This is a genomic window from Paraburkholderia gardini (genome assembly GCF_907164575.1).
Lineage (GTDB): Bacteria > Pseudomonadota > Gammaproteobacteria > Burkholderiales > Burkholderiaceae > Paraburkholderia > Paraburkholderia gardini.
The window spans coordinates 130,964-148,474 of record NZ_CAJQYY010000009.1 but is presented as its reverse complement, the minus strand read 5'-3'; the positions used below and the strand labels follow the sequence as shown (position 1 = coordinate 148,474).

At 63.0% G+C, this 17,511-nt stretch carries 18 protein-coding genes and 1 tRNA gene; 12 read left to right on the top strand and 7 right to left on the bottom strand.

Annotation, left to right across the window (positions count from 1 at the left end; genetic code table 11):
- Positions 1 to 16 precede the first annotated feature (16 nt).
- The 6 genes from ispE (at position 17) to hisC (ending at position 4,696) form a co-directional block, all read left to right on the top strand.
- Entirely contained in the window at positions 17 to 898 is an 882-nt protein-coding gene (gene ispE / locus LPA34_RS09755; RefSeq protein ID WP_228977440.1) for a 4-(cytidine 5'-diphospho)-2-C-methyl-D-erythritol kinase, read from the top strand.
- Positions 899 to 951: 53 nt separating this feature from the next.
- Positions 952 to 1,028 (top strand) — tRNA-Gln (locus LPA34_RS09750).
- A gap of 46 nt (positions 1,029 to 1,074) precedes the next feature.
- Positions 1,075 to 2,031 (top strand): ribose-phosphate pyrophosphokinase, encoded by a 957-nt coding sequence (locus LPA34_RS09745; protein ID WP_228977438.1) that lies wholly within the window; start codon positions 1,075 to 1,077, stop codon positions 2,029 to 2,031.
- Between the two features lie 149 nt (positions 2,032 to 2,180).
- Complete coding sequence (locus LPA34_RS09740; RefSeq protein WP_228977436.1) at positions 2,181 to 2,810, top strand: 50S ribosomal protein L25/general stress protein Ctc; 630 nt, start codon at positions 2,181 to 2,183, stop codon at positions 2,808 to 2,810.
- Between the two features lie 144 nt (positions 2,811 to 2,954).
- Positions 2,955 to 3,563, top strand: a complete 609-nt coding sequence (gene pth / locus LPA34_RS09735) for an aminoacyl-tRNA hydrolase (RefSeq protein WP_228977434.1) — start codon at positions 2,955 to 2,957, stop codon at positions 3,561 to 3,563.
- 53 nt (positions 3,564 to 3,616) lie between these two features.
- Entirely contained in the window at positions 3,617 to 4,696 is a 1,080-nt protein-coding gene (hisC, locus tag LPA34_RS09730; protein ID WP_228977432.1) for a histidinol-phosphate transaminase, read from the top strand.
- Positions 4,697 to 4,776: 80 nt separating this feature from the next.
- On the opposite strand, the gene LPA34_RS09725 is transcribed toward hisC, so the two are convergent.
- The 3 genes from LPA34_RS09725 to rsmD all read right to left on the bottom strand — a co-directional run bounded on the left by LPA34_RS09725 (position 4,777) and on the right by rsmD (position 6,338).
- Positions 4,777 to 5,034 carry a YfhL family 4Fe-4S dicluster ferredoxin gene (locus LPA34_RS09725; RefSeq protein ID WP_228977431.1) on the bottom strand — a complete coding sequence of 86 codons (258 nt, stop codon included), beginning with the start codon at positions 5,032 to 5,034 and terminating at the stop codon, positions 4,777 to 4,779.
- 65 nt (positions 5,035 to 5,099) lie between these two features.
- The gene (gene coaD, locus LPA34_RS09720) at positions 5,100 to 5,612 is read right to left on the bottom strand and encodes a pantetheine-phosphate adenylyltransferase (RefSeq protein WP_228977429.1); all 513 of its coding nucleotides are present in this window, start codon (positions 5,610 to 5,612) and stop codon (positions 5,100 to 5,102) included.
- Between the two features lie 108 nt (positions 5,613 to 5,720).
- Positions 5,721 to 6,338, bottom strand: coding sequence for a 16S rRNA (guanine(966)-N(2))-methyltransferase RsmD (gene rsmD / locus LPA34_RS09715; RefSeq protein WP_228977427.1), 618 nt, complete (start codon positions 6,336 to 6,338; stop codon positions 5,721 to 5,723).
- A gap of 272 nt (positions 6,339 to 6,610) precedes the next feature.
- Between rsmD and ftsY the strand changes: the two genes are divergently transcribed.
- On the top strand, positions 6,611 to 8,062 hold the full coding sequence (gene ftsY, locus LPA34_RS09710) for a signal recognition particle-docking protein FtsY (RefSeq protein ID WP_228977425.1): 1,452 nt from the start codon (positions 6,611 to 6,613) through the stop codon (positions 8,060 to 8,062).
- Positions 8,063 to 8,194: 132 nt separating this feature from the next.
- On the opposite strand, the gene maiA is transcribed toward ftsY, so the two are convergent.
- Positions 8,195 to 8,839 (bottom strand): maleylacetoacetate isomerase, encoded by a 645-nt coding sequence (gene maiA / locus LPA34_RS09705; RefSeq protein ID WP_228977423.1) that lies wholly within the window; start codon positions 8,837 to 8,839, stop codon positions 8,195 to 8,197.
- 30 nt (positions 8,840 to 8,869) lie between these two features.
- Positions 8,870 to 9,568 (bottom strand): fumarylacetoacetate hydrolase family protein, encoded by a 699-nt coding sequence (locus LPA34_RS09700; protein ID WP_228977421.1) that lies wholly within the window; start codon positions 9,566 to 9,568, stop codon positions 8,870 to 8,872.
- A gap of 209 nt (positions 9,569 to 9,777) precedes the next feature.
- Between LPA34_RS09700 and ybiB the strand changes: the two genes are divergently transcribed.
- Positions 9,778 to 10,752 (top strand): DNA-binding protein YbiB, encoded by a 975-nt coding sequence (gene ybiB, locus LPA34_RS09695; RefSeq protein WP_228977419.1) that lies wholly within the window; start codon positions 9,778 to 9,780, stop codon positions 10,750 to 10,752.
- Between the two features lie 512 nt (positions 10,753 to 11,264).
- Entirely contained in the window at positions 11,265 to 12,926 is a 1,662-nt protein-coding gene (gene leuA / locus LPA34_RS09690; protein WP_228977418.1) for a 2-isopropylmalate synthase, read from the top strand.
- 157 nt (positions 12,927 to 13,083) lie between these two features.
- On the opposite strand, the gene LPA34_RS09685 is transcribed toward leuA, so the two are convergent.
- Positions 13,084 to 13,467, bottom strand: coding sequence for a nuclear transport factor 2 family protein (locus LPA34_RS09685; protein WP_228977416.1), 384 nt, complete (start codon positions 13,465 to 13,467; stop codon positions 13,084 to 13,086).
- A gap of 49 nt (positions 13,468 to 13,516) precedes the next feature.
- Positions 13,517 to 14,080, bottom strand: coding sequence for an acyloxyacyl hydrolase (locus LPA34_RS09680; protein WP_407672474.1), 564 nt, complete (start codon positions 14,078 to 14,080; stop codon positions 13,517 to 13,519).
- A 352-nt stretch (positions 14,081 to 14,432) separates the two neighbouring features.
- Between LPA34_RS09680 and rpoH the strand changes: the two genes are divergently transcribed.
- From rpoH to LPA34_RS09665, 3 genes are all read left to right on the top strand, one after another.
- The gene (rpoH, locus tag LPA34_RS09675) at positions 14,433 to 15,368 is read left to right on the top strand and encodes an RNA polymerase sigma factor RpoH (RefSeq protein ID WP_228977412.1); all 936 of its coding nucleotides are present in this window, start codon (positions 14,433 to 14,435) and stop codon (positions 15,366 to 15,368) included.
- 301 nt (positions 15,369 to 15,669) lie between these two features.
- Positions 15,670 to 15,927, top strand: a complete 258-nt coding sequence (gene cydP / locus LPA34_RS09670) for a cytochrome oxidase putative small subunit CydP (protein WP_228977409.1) — start codon at positions 15,670 to 15,672, stop codon at positions 15,925 to 15,927.
- Positions 15,917 to 17,509: a cytochrome ubiquinol oxidase subunit I gene (locus LPA34_RS09665; protein ID WP_228977408.1), complete on the top strand. Its 1,593-nt coding sequence runs from the start codon at positions 15,917 to 15,919 to the stop codon at positions 17,507 to 17,509. The genes cydP and LPA34_RS09665 overlap by 11 nt, the downstream gene beginning before the upstream one ends.
- Positions 17,510 to 17,511: the final 2 nt, after the last annotated feature.

Sequence of the window (17,511 nt, the reverse complement as noted above, 5' to 3'; positions counted from 1 at the left end):
GTATTTCACCGAATTCATGATCGAAACAAACAACGCGCTGCGCGACTGCCTCGCACCCGCGAAGCTCAATCTCTTCCTGCACATCAACGGCCGTCGCCCCGACGGCTATCACGCGCTACAGACGGTATTCCAGCTGCTCGACTGGGGCGATACGCTGCATTTCACGCTGCGCAACGACGGCCGCATCATGCGCGCCACCGAAATCGCGGATGTCCCCGCGGAATACGACCTGACCGTGCGTGCCGCGACACTTCTAAAGGCACACACGGGCACGGGCGCAGGCGTCGACATCGAGATCGACAAGCGTCTGCCGATGGGCGCCGGGCTCGGCGGCGGTAGCTCCGACGCCGCGACCACGCTACTGGCGCTTAACCGTCTGTGGAAGCTCGATCTGCCGCGTGGCGAACTGCAGGCGCTCGCCCTGAAGCTCGGCGCGGACGTGCCTTTTTTTGTCTTCGGAAAAAATGCGTTCGCGGAGGGTGTCGGAGAGGCGCTTCAGGCGGTACAATTGCCGCCGCGTTATTTCCTCGTTGTGACACCCAAGGTTCACGTTCCAACCGCCGCGATTTTTTCCGATAAATCGTTGACAAGAGATACGGAACCCCGCACAATTACGGACTTTCTTGCACAGCAAAGTTGCAGCGCAGAATGGCCTGACAGTTTTGGCCGGAATGACATGCAGCCAGTTGTCGTGGGAAAATACGCGGAAGTTGCGCGGGTGCTGAGATGGTTCGATAACATCGCACCGGCGCGGATGACCGGATCGGGCGCGAGTGTTTTTGCGGCGTTTCGTGATCGCGGTGAAGCAGAAGCGGCGCAAGCCAGACTGCCAGCCGGATGGAACAGCGCAGTAACCGCAAGCCTGGATTCGCATCCACTCTTTGTTTTCGCGGCATAAGGTTTTGCATCGTCGGGTGGTCCTGCACATCCGGCGGCGCTCAAAGTTAGTGTAGGGGAGTCGCCAAGTTGGTTAAGGCACCGGATTTTGATTCCGGCATCCGAAGGTTCGAGTCCTTCCTCCCCTGCCAGATATTCTCGCATTCTCTCGCCCTCCCAGCCTGAAACAGGTGCACGATGAGCAGCCATGACGGCCTGATGGTTTTTACTGGCAACGCGAATCCCGCGCTTGCACAGGAAGTCGTCAAGATCCTCGGTATTCCCCTCGGCAAGGCCATGGCCAGCCGCTTCTCGGACGGTGAAATCCAGGTCGAGATACAGGAAAACGTTCGCGGCAAGGATGTCTTCGTCCTGCAGTCCACGTGCGCACCGACGAACGACAACCTGATGGAACTGATGATCATGGTCGATGCGCTCAAGCGCGCATCCGCTGGCCGGATCACCGCCGCCATCCCCTACTTCGGCTATGCCCGTCAGGATCGACGCCCGCGTTCGGCGCGCGTCGCCATCTCGGCGAAGGTCGTGGCGAACATGCTGGAAATCGCGGGCGTCGATCGCATCATCACGATGGATCTGCACGCTGACCAGATTCAGGGCTTCTTCGACATTCCGGTCGACAACATCTATGCGACGCCCGTGCTGCTCGGCGATCTGCGCAAGCAGAATTACGAGAATCTGCTGATCGTGTCGCCGGACGTTGGCGGCGTGGTGCGCGCACGCGCGCTTGCGAAGCAGCTGAACTGCGATCTCGCGATCATCGACAAGCGTCGTCCGAAGGCGAACGTTGCCGAAGTCATGAACATCATCGGCGAAGTCGAAGGCCGTACGTGCGTGATCATGGACGACATGGTCGATACCGCCGGCACGCTCTGCAAGGCGGCGCAGGTGCTGAAGGAACGCGGCGCGAAACAGGTTTTCGCCTACGCGACGCACCCGGTGCTGTCGGGTGGTGCGGGCGAGCGTATCGCCGCTTCGGCGCTCGACGAACTCGTCGTCACGGATACGATTCCGCTCGGCGAAGAAGCCCGTTCGTGCCCGAAGATCCGTTCGCTGACGAGCGCTGGCCTGCTCGCCGAAACGTTCTCGCGTATCCGTCGCGGCGACTCGGTGATGTCGCTGTTCGCGGAAAGTTAGGTATTTGCGAAGGCGCAGCGTCACGTTGCGCTTTTGCACAATCGGCATGAACGGACGAAGGTTCGTGCCGTCGCTTCTGGGGCCTGCGCTTAAAGCGTGAAGGCCCCGTTTTTACTGCCTGGTCGCGGGCAGTGCATTGGAGAATCAAGATGAAAGTAGTCGCTTTCGAGCGTAGTCTGCAAGGTACGGGTGCGAGCCGCCGCCTGCGTATTTCCGGTAAGACCCCGGGAATCGTGTATGGCGCTGAAGCTCAACCGCAACTGATCGAACTCGATCACAACGCGCTGTGGCACGCGCTGAAGAAGGAAGTTTTCCACTCGTCGATCCTCGATCTGGAAGTGGCAGGCAAGTCGCAACAGGTTCTGCTGCGCGACGTGCAATACCACCCGTTCCGTCAGCTCGTGCTGCACGTGGACTTCCAGCGCGTCGACGCGAAGAAGAAGCTGCACACCAGGGTACCGCTGCACTTCATGAACCAGGAATCCAACCCGGCAGTGAAGCTGTCGAGCGCGGTGATCTCGCACGTTCTGAACGAAATCGAAATCGAGTGCCTGCCGTCGGTACTGCCTGAATTCCTCGAAGTCGACCTGGCGAAGATCGAAGCCGGCGAGGCGCTGCACGCGAAGGACATCGTGCTGCCGAACGGCGTGTCGCTGGTTGCACACGTTGAAGCAGAAAACCCGGTCATCGCTTCGGCGACGATCCCGGCTGGCGCCGTCGCTGACGAAGCCGCCTCGGGTGCTGCAGCTGAAGGCGAAGGCGACAAGCCGGCAGCCTGATCGCACGGGAAGCGAACAAATCCTCTCGATCCGTTTCATTGAGACGGTCGACGTGACCCGCCGCGGTTCGCCCCGGCGGGTTTTTTTTCGGCTTTTTCCGTGCTCCCGTCAGGCGGGTAACGGAAACGGGACACTCATCGAATCATGATCAAGCTGATCGTCGGGCTCGGCAATCCGGGCGCCGAATATACCGCGACCCGTCACAATGCCGGCTTCTGGCTGGTCGACCAGCTCGCGCGCGAAGCGGGCACCACGCTGCGCGACGAGCGGCGCTTTCACGGCTTTTACGCGAAGGCGCGCCTGCACGGCGAGGAAGTGCATCTGCTCCAGCCGCAGACGTATATGAACCGCTCGGGGCAGTCGGTCGTCGCCGTGGCGCAGTTCTTCAAGATTCTGCCCGACGAGATTCTTGTCGCGCATGACGAGCTCGACATGCCGCCGGGTGCCGTGAAGCTGAAGCTTGGCGGCGGCAGCGGCGGTCATAACGGCCTGAAGGACATCACCGCCCATCTGTCGTCGCAGCAATACTGGCGGCTGCGGATCGGCATTGGTCATCCGCGCGACCTGATTCCCGAAAGCGCGCGCGCAGGCGCGAAACCCGACGTCGCGAACTTCGTGCTGAAGCCGCCGCGTCGCGAGGAACAGGATGTGATCGATGCGTCGATCGAGCGTGCGCTCGCGGTGATGCCGGTGATTGTCAAAGGCGAACTTGAACGCGCGATGATGCAGTTGCACCGGAACGCGCAGCCGTAGTTCGTCGATCACATCGGCATGTTCACCCGAACAGCAGCCAAAGGAGCCGCGTCGTGAGCCGTTTCTGGAGCGACATCGTTCACCGGTTAAAGCCGTACGTGCCGGGCGAGCAGCCTGTACACACGAACCCGGTGAAGCTGAACACCAACGAGAATCCCTATCCGCCGTCGCCGCGTGTGCTCGATGCGATTCGTCACGAACTCGGCGAGACCGCCGATACGCTGCGCCGCTATCCCGATCCGACCGCGCTCAGGTTGCGCGAAACGGTCGCCAGGTATCACGGCATTCACGCCGGGCAGGTGTTCGTCGGAAACGGTTCAGACGAAGTGCTCGCGCACGTCTTCCAGGCGTTGCTGAAGCACGAGCATCCCATACTCTTCCCCGACATCACGTACAGCTTCTATCCGACGTACGCGCGTCTTTACGACGTCGAATACCGCACCATCGCGCTCGACGAAGCGTTCGCGGTCCGTCTCGACGGCTACGCGGCACCCAATGGCGGCGTGCTGTTCCCGAATCCGAACGCGCCGACCGGCCGCGCGCTGCCGCTCACTGAAATTGAACGGTTGCTCGAGCGAAAGACGGAATCCGTCGTGGTCGTCGACGAAGCGTATGTCGATTTCGGCGCGGAATCGGCGGTCGGCCTCATCGACCGCTATCCAAATCTGCTGGTCGTCCATACGGCTTCGAAGGCACGCTCGCTCGCCGGCATGCGCGTAGGCTTCGCGTTCGGCGACGCGACGTTGATCGATGCGCTCAATCGCGTGAAGGACAGCTTCAATTCGTATCCGCTCGACCGCCTGGCGCAAGCCGCCGCGATTGCCGCGTATGAAGACGATGCGTGGTTCCGCGACAGTTGCCGCAAGGTGATCGCGAGCCGCGAGCGGCTGTCCGCCGGGCTCACCGCACTGGGATTCGAAGTGGTGCCGTCAGCGGCGAACTTCGTGTTCGCGCGACATGAAGGCCATGACGCGGCGGCGCTTGCCACCCGTCTTCGCGAGAAAGCGATTTTCGTGCGTCACTTCAACGCACCGCGCATCGATCAGCATCTGCGCATTTCCGTCGGCACCGATGCCGAGTGCGATGCGTTGCTCGACGCGCTACGCGATGTCATCGGCGGCCAGGTGGGATAGCGTGCGTGACGCTGAATGAAAAACGGGCGAAACGTTCGCCCGTTTTTTTTATGTCGTTTCGCCAATCTTGTCGTGAAACGTTACTGCGCCTTCGCGGCCATCAGCGCGTGATACTTCGCCATCAGACCATCGGGTGTCTCGACGTGTTGCGGATCGCGCGGAATGCATTCCACGGGACAGACCTGCACGCATTGCGGTTCGTCGAAATGTCCGACGCATTCGGTGCATTTCTTCGGGTCGATCACATAAATTTCCGGGCCCATCGAGATTGCGTCGTTCGGGCACTCGGGCTCGCACACGTCGCAGTTGATGCACTCGTCGGTAATCATCAGGGCCATGCTTCTTCTCACTTCGCGCCGGCAACGGGCCAGCAATCATTCCGCCAGCCACTAGTTTACGCCGCTTACGGCTGCGCCGCCTGGCCCGGCTCCGCGTCGAGCGCGGCGACCTTTTCCTGCAGCCATTTTTCCACCGACGGAAAGACGAATTTGCTGACGTCGCCGCCCAGCTGCGCGATTTCGCGGACGATCGTGCCCGAAATGAACTGATATTGATCGGACGGCGTCATGAACATCGTTTCGACGTCGGGTAACAGATAGCGGTTCATGCCAGCCATCTGAAACTCGTATTCGAAGTCGGACACGGCGCGCAGCCCGCGCACGATCACGCGGGCATTGTTCGTACGGACGAAGTCTTTCAGCAGCCCCTTGAAGCTCATGATCTGCACGTTCGGATAATGGCCTAGCACTTCGTGCGCGATATCGAGGCGTTCTTCGAGCGTGAAGAAAGGCTTCTTGTTACGGCTGTCGGCAACGCCGACCACCAGCGTATCGAAAATGCTCGACGCGCGCCGAACGAGGTCTTCGTGACCGCGCGTCAGCGGGTCGAATGTGCCCGGGTACACGGCGACTACCATGAGACTTCTCCTCTCTGTTCACTGGGACGGGTCGTTCAGCACCCGTGACATGCTTCTGCCTGAGGCACGCGTGACGGCAGGCGTCCGGTGCTTGTTATGGAAGGCGCATTATTCCTCATTTTCGCGCTGCAGCAAATGATAGTGAACCGCGCCCGCCTTGCCCTGGCGGACGATATTCCAGCCGGCCAGCGCCTCTGTCTGTGCGACGTCGAGCGTATCGCCCGCTTCGATGTACAGAAAGCCGTCGGCGCTCACGAGCGGCACGGCGAGCGCCAGCGCGCGGGCGAGCAGGTCGGCGTCGAACGGCGGATCGAGGAATACGACGTCGAACGAACCGGGCGCGAGACTGGCGCCGAGACGCAGCGCGTCAGCTTCGGCGATTTCGATGGCGCGCGCGGCCAGTTTCGCCTGATTCGCGCGCAACTGCGCAGCCGCGCGCCCGTTGCGCTCGACCATCAACACGCGCGCCGCGCCGCGCGATGCCGCCTCGAAACCGAGTGCGCCGCTGCCGGCGAAGAGATCGAGGCAGCGCAGGCCGTCAAGCCGCTGGCCGAGCCAGTTGAACAGGGTTTCGCGCACGCGGTCGGGCGTCGGACGCAGGCCGTCCAGATCGAGCACCGGCAGCGGCGTACGCTTCCAGTCGCCGCCGATGATGCGGATTGCGTGCGGCGCCTTGCTGCGGCCTGAAGATGCGCCATGCGCACGGGAAGGAGTGGATCGGGGCATGCGGAAGTCGTTTTGCTAAAGAAGTTGCCCGCGTCTGCGACGGCGGGTCGGAGCGCCAACGTTACCACAGGCCCGCGCCGCTTCGGTCAGGACGGGGCGTGGCACCGACGCGGGCTGCGCGAGGCTTCGACACGGCGTCCGGCGACGCGCAGGAGCGCGCCTGATAAAATGTGCGGCTTCCAGCGCCTTGCATCCCGCATTGCCACGCTGCCTGCCGCTGTCGCGTGGTCCCGCGTCGCGGGAATCGGCGCGCGCTCTCACCACGTCAGATCATGTTCAGCTTTTTCAAACGATTCAAGGGCTCGAAAGCGTCCGACGCCGCGCCGCAGGAAGAGCCGGTCGCCGAGGCGCCGGTTGCGTCTGGCGTGCCGCCCGTGGTCGAGCCGCCTCCTGCTCCGGCGCCTGTGGCTCCTGTGGCGCCGGCAACTGCACCGGTGCAGCGCGCCGACCCGCTGGTGTCTCCGGCGACGGTTCAGCCTGCGGCTTCGCCGACCGCGCCGGCCGCCGGTCCCGCATCCAGTCGCATCGACCCGCCGGTTACGCAACCGGCGCCTGCGGCCCGCACCCCGGACACCGCCGCGTCGACCACTCCTGCTGATCGGCCAGCTGTGCCGGTTTCCGCGTCGCCGGCGCCGGCCTCCCAGCCAGCCGCTGCTCCGATAGCCGCACCGCAGTCGCCGCAACCCGTCGCGCCGCCGGCCGCCGCAGCGGCTCCCGTAGCCGCATCATCGTCCGCTTTCGCCGCACCCGCCGCGGAGGACGAAACCGCCGCAGACGACGAAACCGTTGAAATCGTCCCGCCGCCCGCGCCCGAGCCGGCAGCAAGGAAATCCTGGCTGACGCGCCTCAAGACCGGCCTGTCGAAGACCAGTTCGAACCTCACGGGCATCTTCATCGGCGCGAAAATCGACGAAGACCTGTACGAGGAGTTAGAAACCGCGCTGCTGATGTCCGACGCCGGGGTCGACGCGACGGAATTCCTGCTCGAATCGCTGCGCGAAAAGGTCCGCAGCGAACGGCTGACCGATCCGCAACAGGTGAAGACGGCTCTGCGCACGCTGTTGATCGATCTGCTGAAGCCGCTCGAAAAATCGCTGATGCTGGGCCGTGCGCAGCCACTCGTGATGATGATCGCGGGCGTGAACGGCGCAGGCAAGACGACGAGCATCGGCAAGCTTGCAAAGCATCTGCAACGCTTTGACCAGTCGGTGCTGCTCGCCGCCGGCGATACGTTCCGCGCCGCCGCGCGCGAGCAACTCGCCATCTGGGGCGAGCGCAACAACGTGACGGTGGTCGCGCAGGAAAGCGGCGATCCGGCCGCGGTGATCTTCGATGCCGTCGGCGCGGCGCGCGCGCGCAAGATCGACGTGCTGATGGCCGACACGGCCGGCCGTCTGCCGACCCAGCTGCATCTGATGGAGGAACTGCGCAAGGTGAAGCGCGTGATCGGCAAGGCGCAGGACGGCGCACCGCACGAAGTGCTGCTCGTCATCGACGCAAACACCGGCCAGAACGCGCTCGCGCAGGTCAAATCGTTCGACGACGCACTCGGCCTGACCGGCCTCATCGTCACGAAGCTCGACGGCACCGCGAAAGGCGGCATTCTGGCCGCGATCGCGCGGCAGCGGCCAGTGCCGGTCTACTTTATCGGCATCGGTGAAAAGGTCGAGGATCTGCAGCCGTTCAGCGCCGAGGAATTCTCCGACGCCCTGCTCGACTTCTAGCCATTCAAAGCGTCCCTGACGCCGGAACGGGCTGTGAAAAAAGCGTCGAGTGCATGAACCGCACTCGACGCTTTTTTGTCTCTTCCAGTCTCTTTCATCCTGCACGCACGCGAGATGCGGCCGGCGCCCTCGCTACTCCGCGTCCGGCTGGGCACCCGGCGCCGCACGCTGGAATGCATCCAGCGTCATCGCGTATTCATAGATCCGGTGAATCGACGGATACGGCGCCGTGTCGATCCTGAAGCGATGTGCGTTGAAGACCTGCGGAATCAGACACGCATCCGCCAGCGTCGGCGTATCGCCGAAGCAGAGCTTGCCGGTGCGCGAGTCGCCGGCAAGATGCGTCTCCAGCGCCGCGAAACCCGCTTCGACCCAGTGGCGATACCACGCATCCTTCGCTTCGTCGCTGACAGCGAGCGTGTGCTTCAGATACTTCAGCACGCGCAGGTTGTCGAGCGGATGGATCTCGCACGCGATCTGCAACGCGATCGAACGGACATACGCCCGATCGCGCGGCACGGCCGGCAGCAGCGGCGGCTCAGGATGCGTTTCGTCGAGCCACTCGATGATCGCGAGCGACTGCGTGAATACATCGTCACCGTCGACGAGCGTCGGCAGGATCGCCTCCGGATTCAGGCGGCGGTATTCGGGCTTCAGTTGCTCGCCGCCATCGCGCAGGAGATGAACTGGCACGCACTCGTACGGCAGGTTCTTCAGATTCAGCGCGATCCGTACGCGATACGCCGCCGAGCTACGAAAATAGCTGTAGAGCTTCATCCGACGTGCCTCCTCTCGGGCCCGGCGCCGTCAGACAACGCGCACGCTGAAATCGCCCAGCCCGTCGACGCCACCCTTCATCACCTGACCCTTCACCACGGCGCCGACACCTTCCGGCGTGCCCGTGAAGATCAGATCGCCGGGTTGCAACTCGAAAAGCGTCGACAGATACGCGATCGTGTCCGGAATCGACCAGATCAGGTCCGACACGTCCGAGCGCTGCTTTTCCTCACCGTCGACGGTGAGCCAGATCGCGCCGTGGTCGATGTGCCCGACCTTCGCGGCCGGGTGGATCGGGCCGAGCGGCGCCGAATGATCGAAGCCCTTCGCGGTATCCCAGGGGCGGCCGAGCTTTTTCGCTTCGGCCTGCAGGTCGCGGCGCGTCATATCGAGCCCGAGTGCATAGCCATAGACGTGTTCGAGCGCGCGCCCAGCGGGAATGTCCTTGCCCGCCTTGCCGATCGCCGCGACGAGTTCCATCTCGAAGTGCACGTTGTTCGAGAGCGACGGATACGGGAAGCTGCCGGTTTCGCCCGGCGCGACATACACGACAGCGTCGGCTGGCTTGCAGAAGAAAAACGGCGGCTCGCGGTCGGGATCGTGTCCCATCTCGCGCGCATGCGCCGCGTAATTGCGGCCCACACAATAAATCCTGCGCACCGCAAACTGCTCACTCGCTCCGACAACAGGCACCGCGACAACCGGCGCCGGCGCAAACACGTAACTCATCCTGTTCTCCGTTTTCTGAGGAATGCCGCCCGAAGCGGCGACGAAACATCAAGTGTAACGCGCAGCCGCCATCTTGCCGGATCGAGACAGATGCGATACTGGAGGCCTTTACTGCTCTGCCGCCCTGCCGCGAGCGCCGGGTTCCCCGATAACCGGGTCGTACGCGCGGATCGCCCGCGCCACCGACACATCCGTATCTGCCCCATCCGATGACCGAATCCGCCGACACTGCTACCGATACGCTCTCCTGCGCCCGCTTCATCAAGGAAATTGGCCGTGGGCCGAACGGCGCCCGCGCGCTCTCCGCCGAGGACACGCATACGCTGTACAGCGCGATGCTCGACGGCCGCGTGTCCGATCTGGAACTTGGCGCGGTGCTGCTGGCGTACCGCGTGAAAGGCGAGAGCGCGGATGAACTGGCGGCGATGCTGGCGGCCGCACACGCGTCGTTCGAGCCGGTCCGCGTGACGCACGGTGCGTATCAGGCCGTGTCGATCCCCAGCTACAACGGCGCGCGCAAACAGGCGAATCTCGTGCCGCTGCTGGCGCTGCTGCTCGCCCGCGAAGGCGTGCCGGTGCTGGTGCACGGCGTAACCGACGATCCGGGCCGCGTGACGAGCGCGGAAATTTTCACGCGCCTGGGTGTCGATCATGCGCAAAGCCGCGCGGAAATCGAAGACGCACTCGTCGCGCGCCGCCTCGCGTTCTCGCCGGTTGCGACGCTCGCACCGAAGCTCGCGCGCCTGCTCGCGCTACGCCGGCGAATGGGCGTGCGTAATTCGACGCATACGCTCGTCAAGCTCCTTCAGCCGTTCGAGCCGCACGGGCTGCGCCTCGTGAACTACACACATCCGCCGTACCGGGAGAGCCTCACCCAGTTGTTCGCCGCGCATCCGGATGCGGCCATCGGCGGCGCGCTGCTCGCACGCGGCACGGAAGGCGAGGCGGTCGCGGATACCCGGCGTCAGGTGCAGATCGACTGGCTGCACGACGGCGCCTGCGAAACGCTTGTCGCGGCTGAGCGCTCGTCGCCGGAGGCGCCCGAAGTTCCGCTGCCGGAAGCCCGCGACGCGGCGACCACGGCGGCGTGGATTCAGACCGCCATGCGCGGCGAAGTGCCGGTTCCGCAGGCCATTTCCCGCCAGGTCGAGCTGATCGCGGGAATCGCGAAGCGCGCGGCCTGACCATGCCTGACCATGCCTGGCGCGCCTGCGGGCACGGTCGTGCAATGTTCACCGCGTCGTTCGACCCGCCGCCGGAAGATCGCGGGTTGACAGATTCCCACGCGCTGACATACAGTCACCGGATGCGTTCCCTTCCGAACACCCTCCGCATTACCCTCAGCCGCCTACCGCGGCTTCTATCGCTACGTCTAGCGTAAGTCAGGCGTAGCGCCGCGCATCCAGCTTCAGCGCGCGGTCCTCCAGCAGTTCCGCAGTTCGTTTTACCCCAGATCCGCAGTCCCTCTTACAACCTGTCGTCAGTGTTCGTCCGTTTATCCAGCGGATGAATCGCGAGGTCAAAATGCACGTTGCATGGGCACAAGCCATCGCCGTCAACAGCGTCATCATCGCGATGACCTTCTTCGTTCGCGCCCGTTCGTTGCTACCGCTAGCCGCCTGCCGGCCGCCACCGTCGCCCTACCCTTTTGCACGCAGACACGCACACGAACACAACACAACGAACGAGGCTCACCATGTTGCGCAACCCCGCTGAGAAATACCGCCCTTTTCCCGCCGTCCGCCTGACGGGCCGCAAGTGGCCGAGCCGCATGATCGAGCGAGCACCGGTCTGGATGAGTACCGATCTGCGCGACGGCAACCAGTCGCTGATCGAACCGATGAACATCGCGCAAAAGCTTGAATTCTTCGAGACGCTGGTCGCCATCGGCTTCAAGGAAATCGAAGTCGGCTTTCCGTCGGCTTCGCAGACCGACTTCGATTTCGTTCGCAAGCTCATCGATGAAAAACGCATTCCCGACGACGTGACGATCGAAGTCCTCGTGCAGGCGCGCGAAGAACTGATCGCGCGCACGTTCGAGGCGCTCGAAGGCGTGCCGCGCGCGATCGTGCATCTGTACAACGCGATCGCCCCGTCGTTCCGCAAGATCGTGTTCAACCAGTCGAAAGACGAAGTGAAGGCGCTCGCCGTGGACGGCACGCGGATCATCCGGCAATACGCCGACGCACGGCCAGAGACGCACTGGATCTACCAGTACTCGCCGGAAACGTTCAGCATGACCGAACTCACGTTCGCGCGCGAAGTGTGCGACGCGGTCGCGCAGACGTGGCGTCCGACGCGCGATCACAAGATGATCGTGAATCTCCCGGCCACCGTCGAAGCGGCGACACCGAACGTCTTCGCCGACCAGGTCGAATGGATGGACCGCAATCTCAGCTATCGCGACAGCATCGTGCTGTCGGTGCATCCGCATAACGACCGCGGCACAGCCGTCGCCGCCGCTGAACTGGCATTGATGGCGGGCGCGGATCGCGTCGAAGGCTGCCTGTTCGGCAACGGCGAGCGCACGGGCAACGTCGACATCGTCACGCTCGCGATGAATCTCTATACGCAGGGCGTCGATCCGGCGCTCGATTTCTCCGACATCGACGCGGTGCGCCGCGTGGTCGAACGCTGCAACCAGATTCCGGTGCATCCGCGCCATCCCTATGCCGGCGACCTCGTGTTCACGGCGTTCTCCGGCTCGCATCAGGACGCGATCCGCAAGGGTTTCGCGCAGCAGGCGCCCGACGCCGTCTGGGAAGTGCCGTATCTGCCGATCGATCCGGCCGACCTCGGCCGCAGCTACGACGCGGTCATCCGCGTGAACAGCCAGTCCGGCAAGGGTGGCTCGACGTATCTGCTGGAGCGCGGCATGGGCTTCACGCCGCCGCGTCGCGTGCAGATCGAGTTCAGCCACGCGGTACAGGCGGTCGCGGATCAGTCCGGCGAGGAAATCACCGGTGACGCCATCTGCGCGCTCTTCACGCGCGAGTACTTCGAGACCGAAGGGCCAGCCGCGCGTGTCAGCGCGACGTCCGTGCGGTGGGAAAACCGCGACATCAGCATCGCGACACCGGCCGGTGCCGGTGCGCAAGGCAGCGCCGCTACGCACGCGCACTCGGTGGCGCAGGCAATTGCGTCGGCGGCCGGTCAGCCGGTCGAGATCACGTCGTGCGAAATCCAGCGAACGACGGACGGACGTGTCGCCGCGTTTGCGGGCTGCCGCGTCGGCGGACAGACGGTGCGCTACGGCGTCGGCGTAAGCGACGATGAAGCGACGGCCGTCATCGATGCGGTGGTGAGCGGCGTCAATCGTGCGGTGTGGGCGCCGGTGGACCGGCGCGTCGCGGCGTAACCGCCGACATAAGGGAAGACGGCGGGGAAAAAAGCTGGCCCGCCGTCAGATTCAACGCAGTACATCAGGTGGCGAAGCGTCGAAACATGGCGCGACGCCGTGCGTCATGCGCCCAGGCGGCTCACAAGGCTGCCTGGCGATGGGAAACCGACCCGTTTCACTCGATTGCGCAACGCGTCGCCTGCCAGGCGATCAGCCGCCAGTGCCCGGCTTCCTGTGTCTGGATTGCGGTATAGGCGATCGGGAAAAGCAGCGCGCCGCTGTTCGCTTCCATCTCGATCAGCGCGCGGCCCGTGACGACGCAGGTCTCATGACCCACGGTCAGAATGTCCTGCGACTGGATTTCGATCTGCCGGTAGCGGCGACGGCCCGCCGTGATGGCGTCGATGAACTGCTGCTTCGACTCCCGCTTGCCGTTGGTATGGACGTAGACGACACTGTCCGACAGGAGCGCGTCGAGCAGTTCACCGTTGCCGTCGACCATCGCGCGAAAGCGGTCTCGCTCCAGCCCGCGAATCGCCTCGATCATTTTTGCCGCCATCGCTCTGCCCCTTTGCACCGAAAGGCGCCGCGCGCGGCGGCCCCGACCGTCAGAAGTTGTATTGCAGATATAGCTGGGTGAAATTTATACCAGGATTGGGCTCTTTGATACTGGCGTTGGACAGATGCTGGAATCGAAAGCCTGCCTCGTATTGCTGGCGGTCGCCGAACTGGGCGCCCACGCCCGCCATATCGGCGAACTGGAACCCCGACGACAGCGTGTACGAATTCGAAATCGTCGGGCTGGTCAACACGCGCACACCGATGCCAGCTTCAACGAACGGCCGGAACCAGCCCGCACCCTTGATAAACCGGATCACCGGTGTAATGCCGAACTCACCGGTGTTCTGGTGCACGTCCCCCTCGCTGCTATGCCACCACGAGACGTGCGCCTCGCCGATCAGCGCGAAGTGCCAGCCGCCGATCTCCCACCACGTCAATCCCGGGTCCCACACCACGCCCAGATCGAGCTTGTTGACGTGATGATCGGCCATACCGCCCGCCACCTGGATGCCGAACTGATCCGCGGCAGCCAGCTCTGAAAAGGTCAGAAATGCCAGTACGAAGGCGCCCCGAAGGGCCCAGCCGAGCTGTGCATTTTTCTTCTTCATCAAACACCTTCGCCCAGATTCGATGGTCACCGCGAGGCGGCCTCCGCCATTTTAGAGAGAAGTGAAGTAAAAGAAACCTTATAAAAGAAAGCCGGCTTTGACGAATAATTGCTTGAAATCAGACGAAAACAGGTCATTTATCCGCACCAAAGCATCGCAATAGCAAATTGTACGGGCCCAGCAAAATTCCTGCAGACGGCGTACCATGCTATTGAACATGAAGTTTCAATAGGTTACACGGAACTCTCAAGTCCCTACGGCCTCTAAGTATTAGCACTCCTGCTACTGGAGTGCTAACATCCACGGGAGTCGTTTTCTGACTGAGCATCTGGTTGATTCCATAGGAGTTTCATACGTGAGCAATGCACTGACCCTTCCGAGTACTCTGAGCCCGCCGTCGGCTAAGGCCGCTCCGGCAGGCGCTCTGGTGCTCGCGCATTCTTCGCTGCTGCCCGGCCAGCTGGGCAATATCGACGCCTACATTCAGGCCGTGAACCGGATTCCGATGCTGACGCCGGCGGAGGAACGCCAGTTCGCCACCGAATTTCGCGAGCAGGACAATCTGGAGTCCGCCCGTCGTCTGGTGCTGTCGCACCTGCGTCTTGTCGTGTCGATCGCGCGTAACTACCTGGGCTACGGCCTGCCGCACGCCGACCTGATCCAGGAAGGCAACATCGGCCTGATGAAGGCGGTGAAACGCTTCGATCCTTCGCAGAACGTGCGGCTGGTTTCGTACGCCATGCACTGGATCAAGGCGGAGATCCACGAATACATCCTGCGCAACTGGCGCATGGTGAAGGTCGCCACCACCAAGGCGCAGCGCAAGCTATTCTTCAACCTGCGCAGCCACAAGCAGGGTTTCCAGGCGTTCACGCCGGAGGAAATCGAAGGACTCGCGACCGAGCTGAACGTGAAGCGCGAAGAAGTTGCCGAAATGGAAACGCGTCTGTCCGGCGGCGATATCGCGCTCGAAGGCCAGGTCGAAGACGGTGAAGAGGCGTATTCGCCGATCGCGTGGCTGGCCGACTCGCATAACGAGCCGACCGCGGTGCTCGCCGCACGTCAGCGCGACAGGCTGCACAGCGACGGTATCGCCAGCGCGCTCGACGCGCTCGACGCCCGCAGCCGCCGCATCATCGAGGCACGCTGGCTGAAGGTCGACGACAACGGTTCGGGCGGCTCGACGCTGCACGAACTCGCCGACGAATTCGGTGTATCGGCGGAACGTATCCGTCAGATCGAGGCCAGCGCGATGAAGAAAATGCGTGGTGCATTGAGCGAATACGCGTAACGCACAAGCCGGCTTGCCCGGCACCGCTGTTGTATCCGGCCCTGCCTTCGAAAGATGGCGGGGCTTTTTCTTGTCTGCGGCCTGACTCCCGATTCATTTCCAGGACAATCGCCCCCTTTTTGTTGACGCAACATAAAGAGCGCGGCGATACTGATTTCGCGGGTTCGCCTTCGCGACCGTATGCCACAGCGCGGAACTCGCGCGTCGATGGGCTCGCTCCTGGAATTCCGTCATGCATTTTGCCAGGCCGCGCCATGCGGCCCGACCGGCACTCCTCCCATGGAGCCGTCATCGACCCATCATGACCATAACGCTGAATCACAGGACTCCTCGCCTGCGCCTGCGCGCGCGCTGCGCCGCATGGGCGCGCGGTCCGACTTTCGCACGCGATATCGTCATCGTGCTCGCGATCAAGTTCGCGCTGCTGATGATCCTCAAATACGCATTCTTCAATCATCCGCAGGCAGAGCACATGTCGCTGCCGCCAGCGGTCGTCGCAGAGGCGCTACTCGGCGTTCCCGCACCGCACCCGTCTCGAGGTGATACTCATGCACGCTAGCGAAGTCGTCGACCTTTCGCGCTTACAGTTCGCCGTCACGGCGCTCTACCATTTTCTGTTCGTGCCCCTGACGCTCGGCCTGTCATGGCTGCTCGTGATCATGGAGTCGGTCTATGTCATGACCGGCAAGCAGATCTACAAGGACATGACCCAGTTCTGGGGCAAGCTCTTCGGGATCAACTTCGCGATGGGCGTCACGACCGGGCTCACGCTCGAGTTCCAGTTCGGCACGAACTGGTCGTACTACTCACATTACGTCGGCGATATTTTCGGGGTGCCGCTGGCCGTCGAAGGTCTGATGGCGTTCTTCCTCGAATCGACGTTCGTCGGGCTCTTTTTCTTCGGCTGGACCCGGCTTTCGAGAGTGCAGCATCTGGTCGTCACGTTCCTCGTCGCGCTCGGATCGAACCTGTCGGCGCTGTGGATTCTGGTCGCGAACGGCTGGATGAACAATCCCGTCGGCGCCCACTTCAACTACCAGACGATGCGCATGGAGCTGTCCAGCATCTTCGATGTGCTGTTCAATCCGGTCGCGCAGGTGAAGTTCGTGCATACGGTGTCGGCGGGCTACGTGACGGCGTCGATGTTCGTACTCGGTGTGTCGTCGTGGTATCTGCTGAAGCGTCGTGACACCGCATTCGCGCTGCGTTCATTCGCGATCGCGGCGGGTTTCGGGCTGGCGTCCACGATCTGCGTGATCGTGCTCGGCGACGAATCGGGCTATCGCACGGGTGAAGTGCAGCAGATCAAGCTCGCCGCCATCGAATCCGAATGGGATACGGCACCCGCACCTGCGCCGTTCACGATCATCGGCATTCCGAACCAGCAGGAAGAACGCACCGATTACGCAATCCGCGTGCCCTATGCGCTTGGCATCATCGCGACGCGCTCGCTCGACGAACCGGTGCTGGGCCTGAAAGACCTGATGGCGCACAACGAAACGCGCATCAGAAGCGGCATGCTCGCATACGGCGCGCTACAGCATCTGAAAAGCGGCGACGACACCGACGAAGCGCACGCAACGTTCGAAGCGCACAAGGCCGATCTGGGTTACGGCCTGATGCTCAAGCAGTTCACGACGAACGTCACCGACGCCACGCCGGAACAGATCAGGCAGGCTGCAAAGAAAACGATTCCACCGGTTTCGCCCGTGTTCTTCTCATTCCGCCTGATGGTCGGCCTCGGCATCCTGTTCCTTGCGACGTTCGTGCTGGCGTTCTGGTTCTGCGCGCAACGCTCGCTGCTGCTGGACAAGCGCCGCTGGTTCCTGCGCTGGGCCGTGTGGGCGATTCCGCTGCCGTGGCTTGCGGCCGAGTCTGGCTGGATCGTCGCTGAAGTCGGTCGGCAACCGTGGACGATCGCGGGCATTCTGCCGACGTCGCTTTCCGCGTCGAGCCTGCAGCCGGGCGACCTGTATCTGAGCCTTGCCGGTTTCGTGGTGTTCTATACGGCGCTTTTCGTCATCGAAATCACGTTGATGTTCAAGTACGCGCGCCTCGGTCCGTCGTCGCTGCATACGGGCCGTTACCACCATGAGCAGGACAAGCCCGCGCCCGCACTGGCCGGCAAGTCGGCGGCGTAATT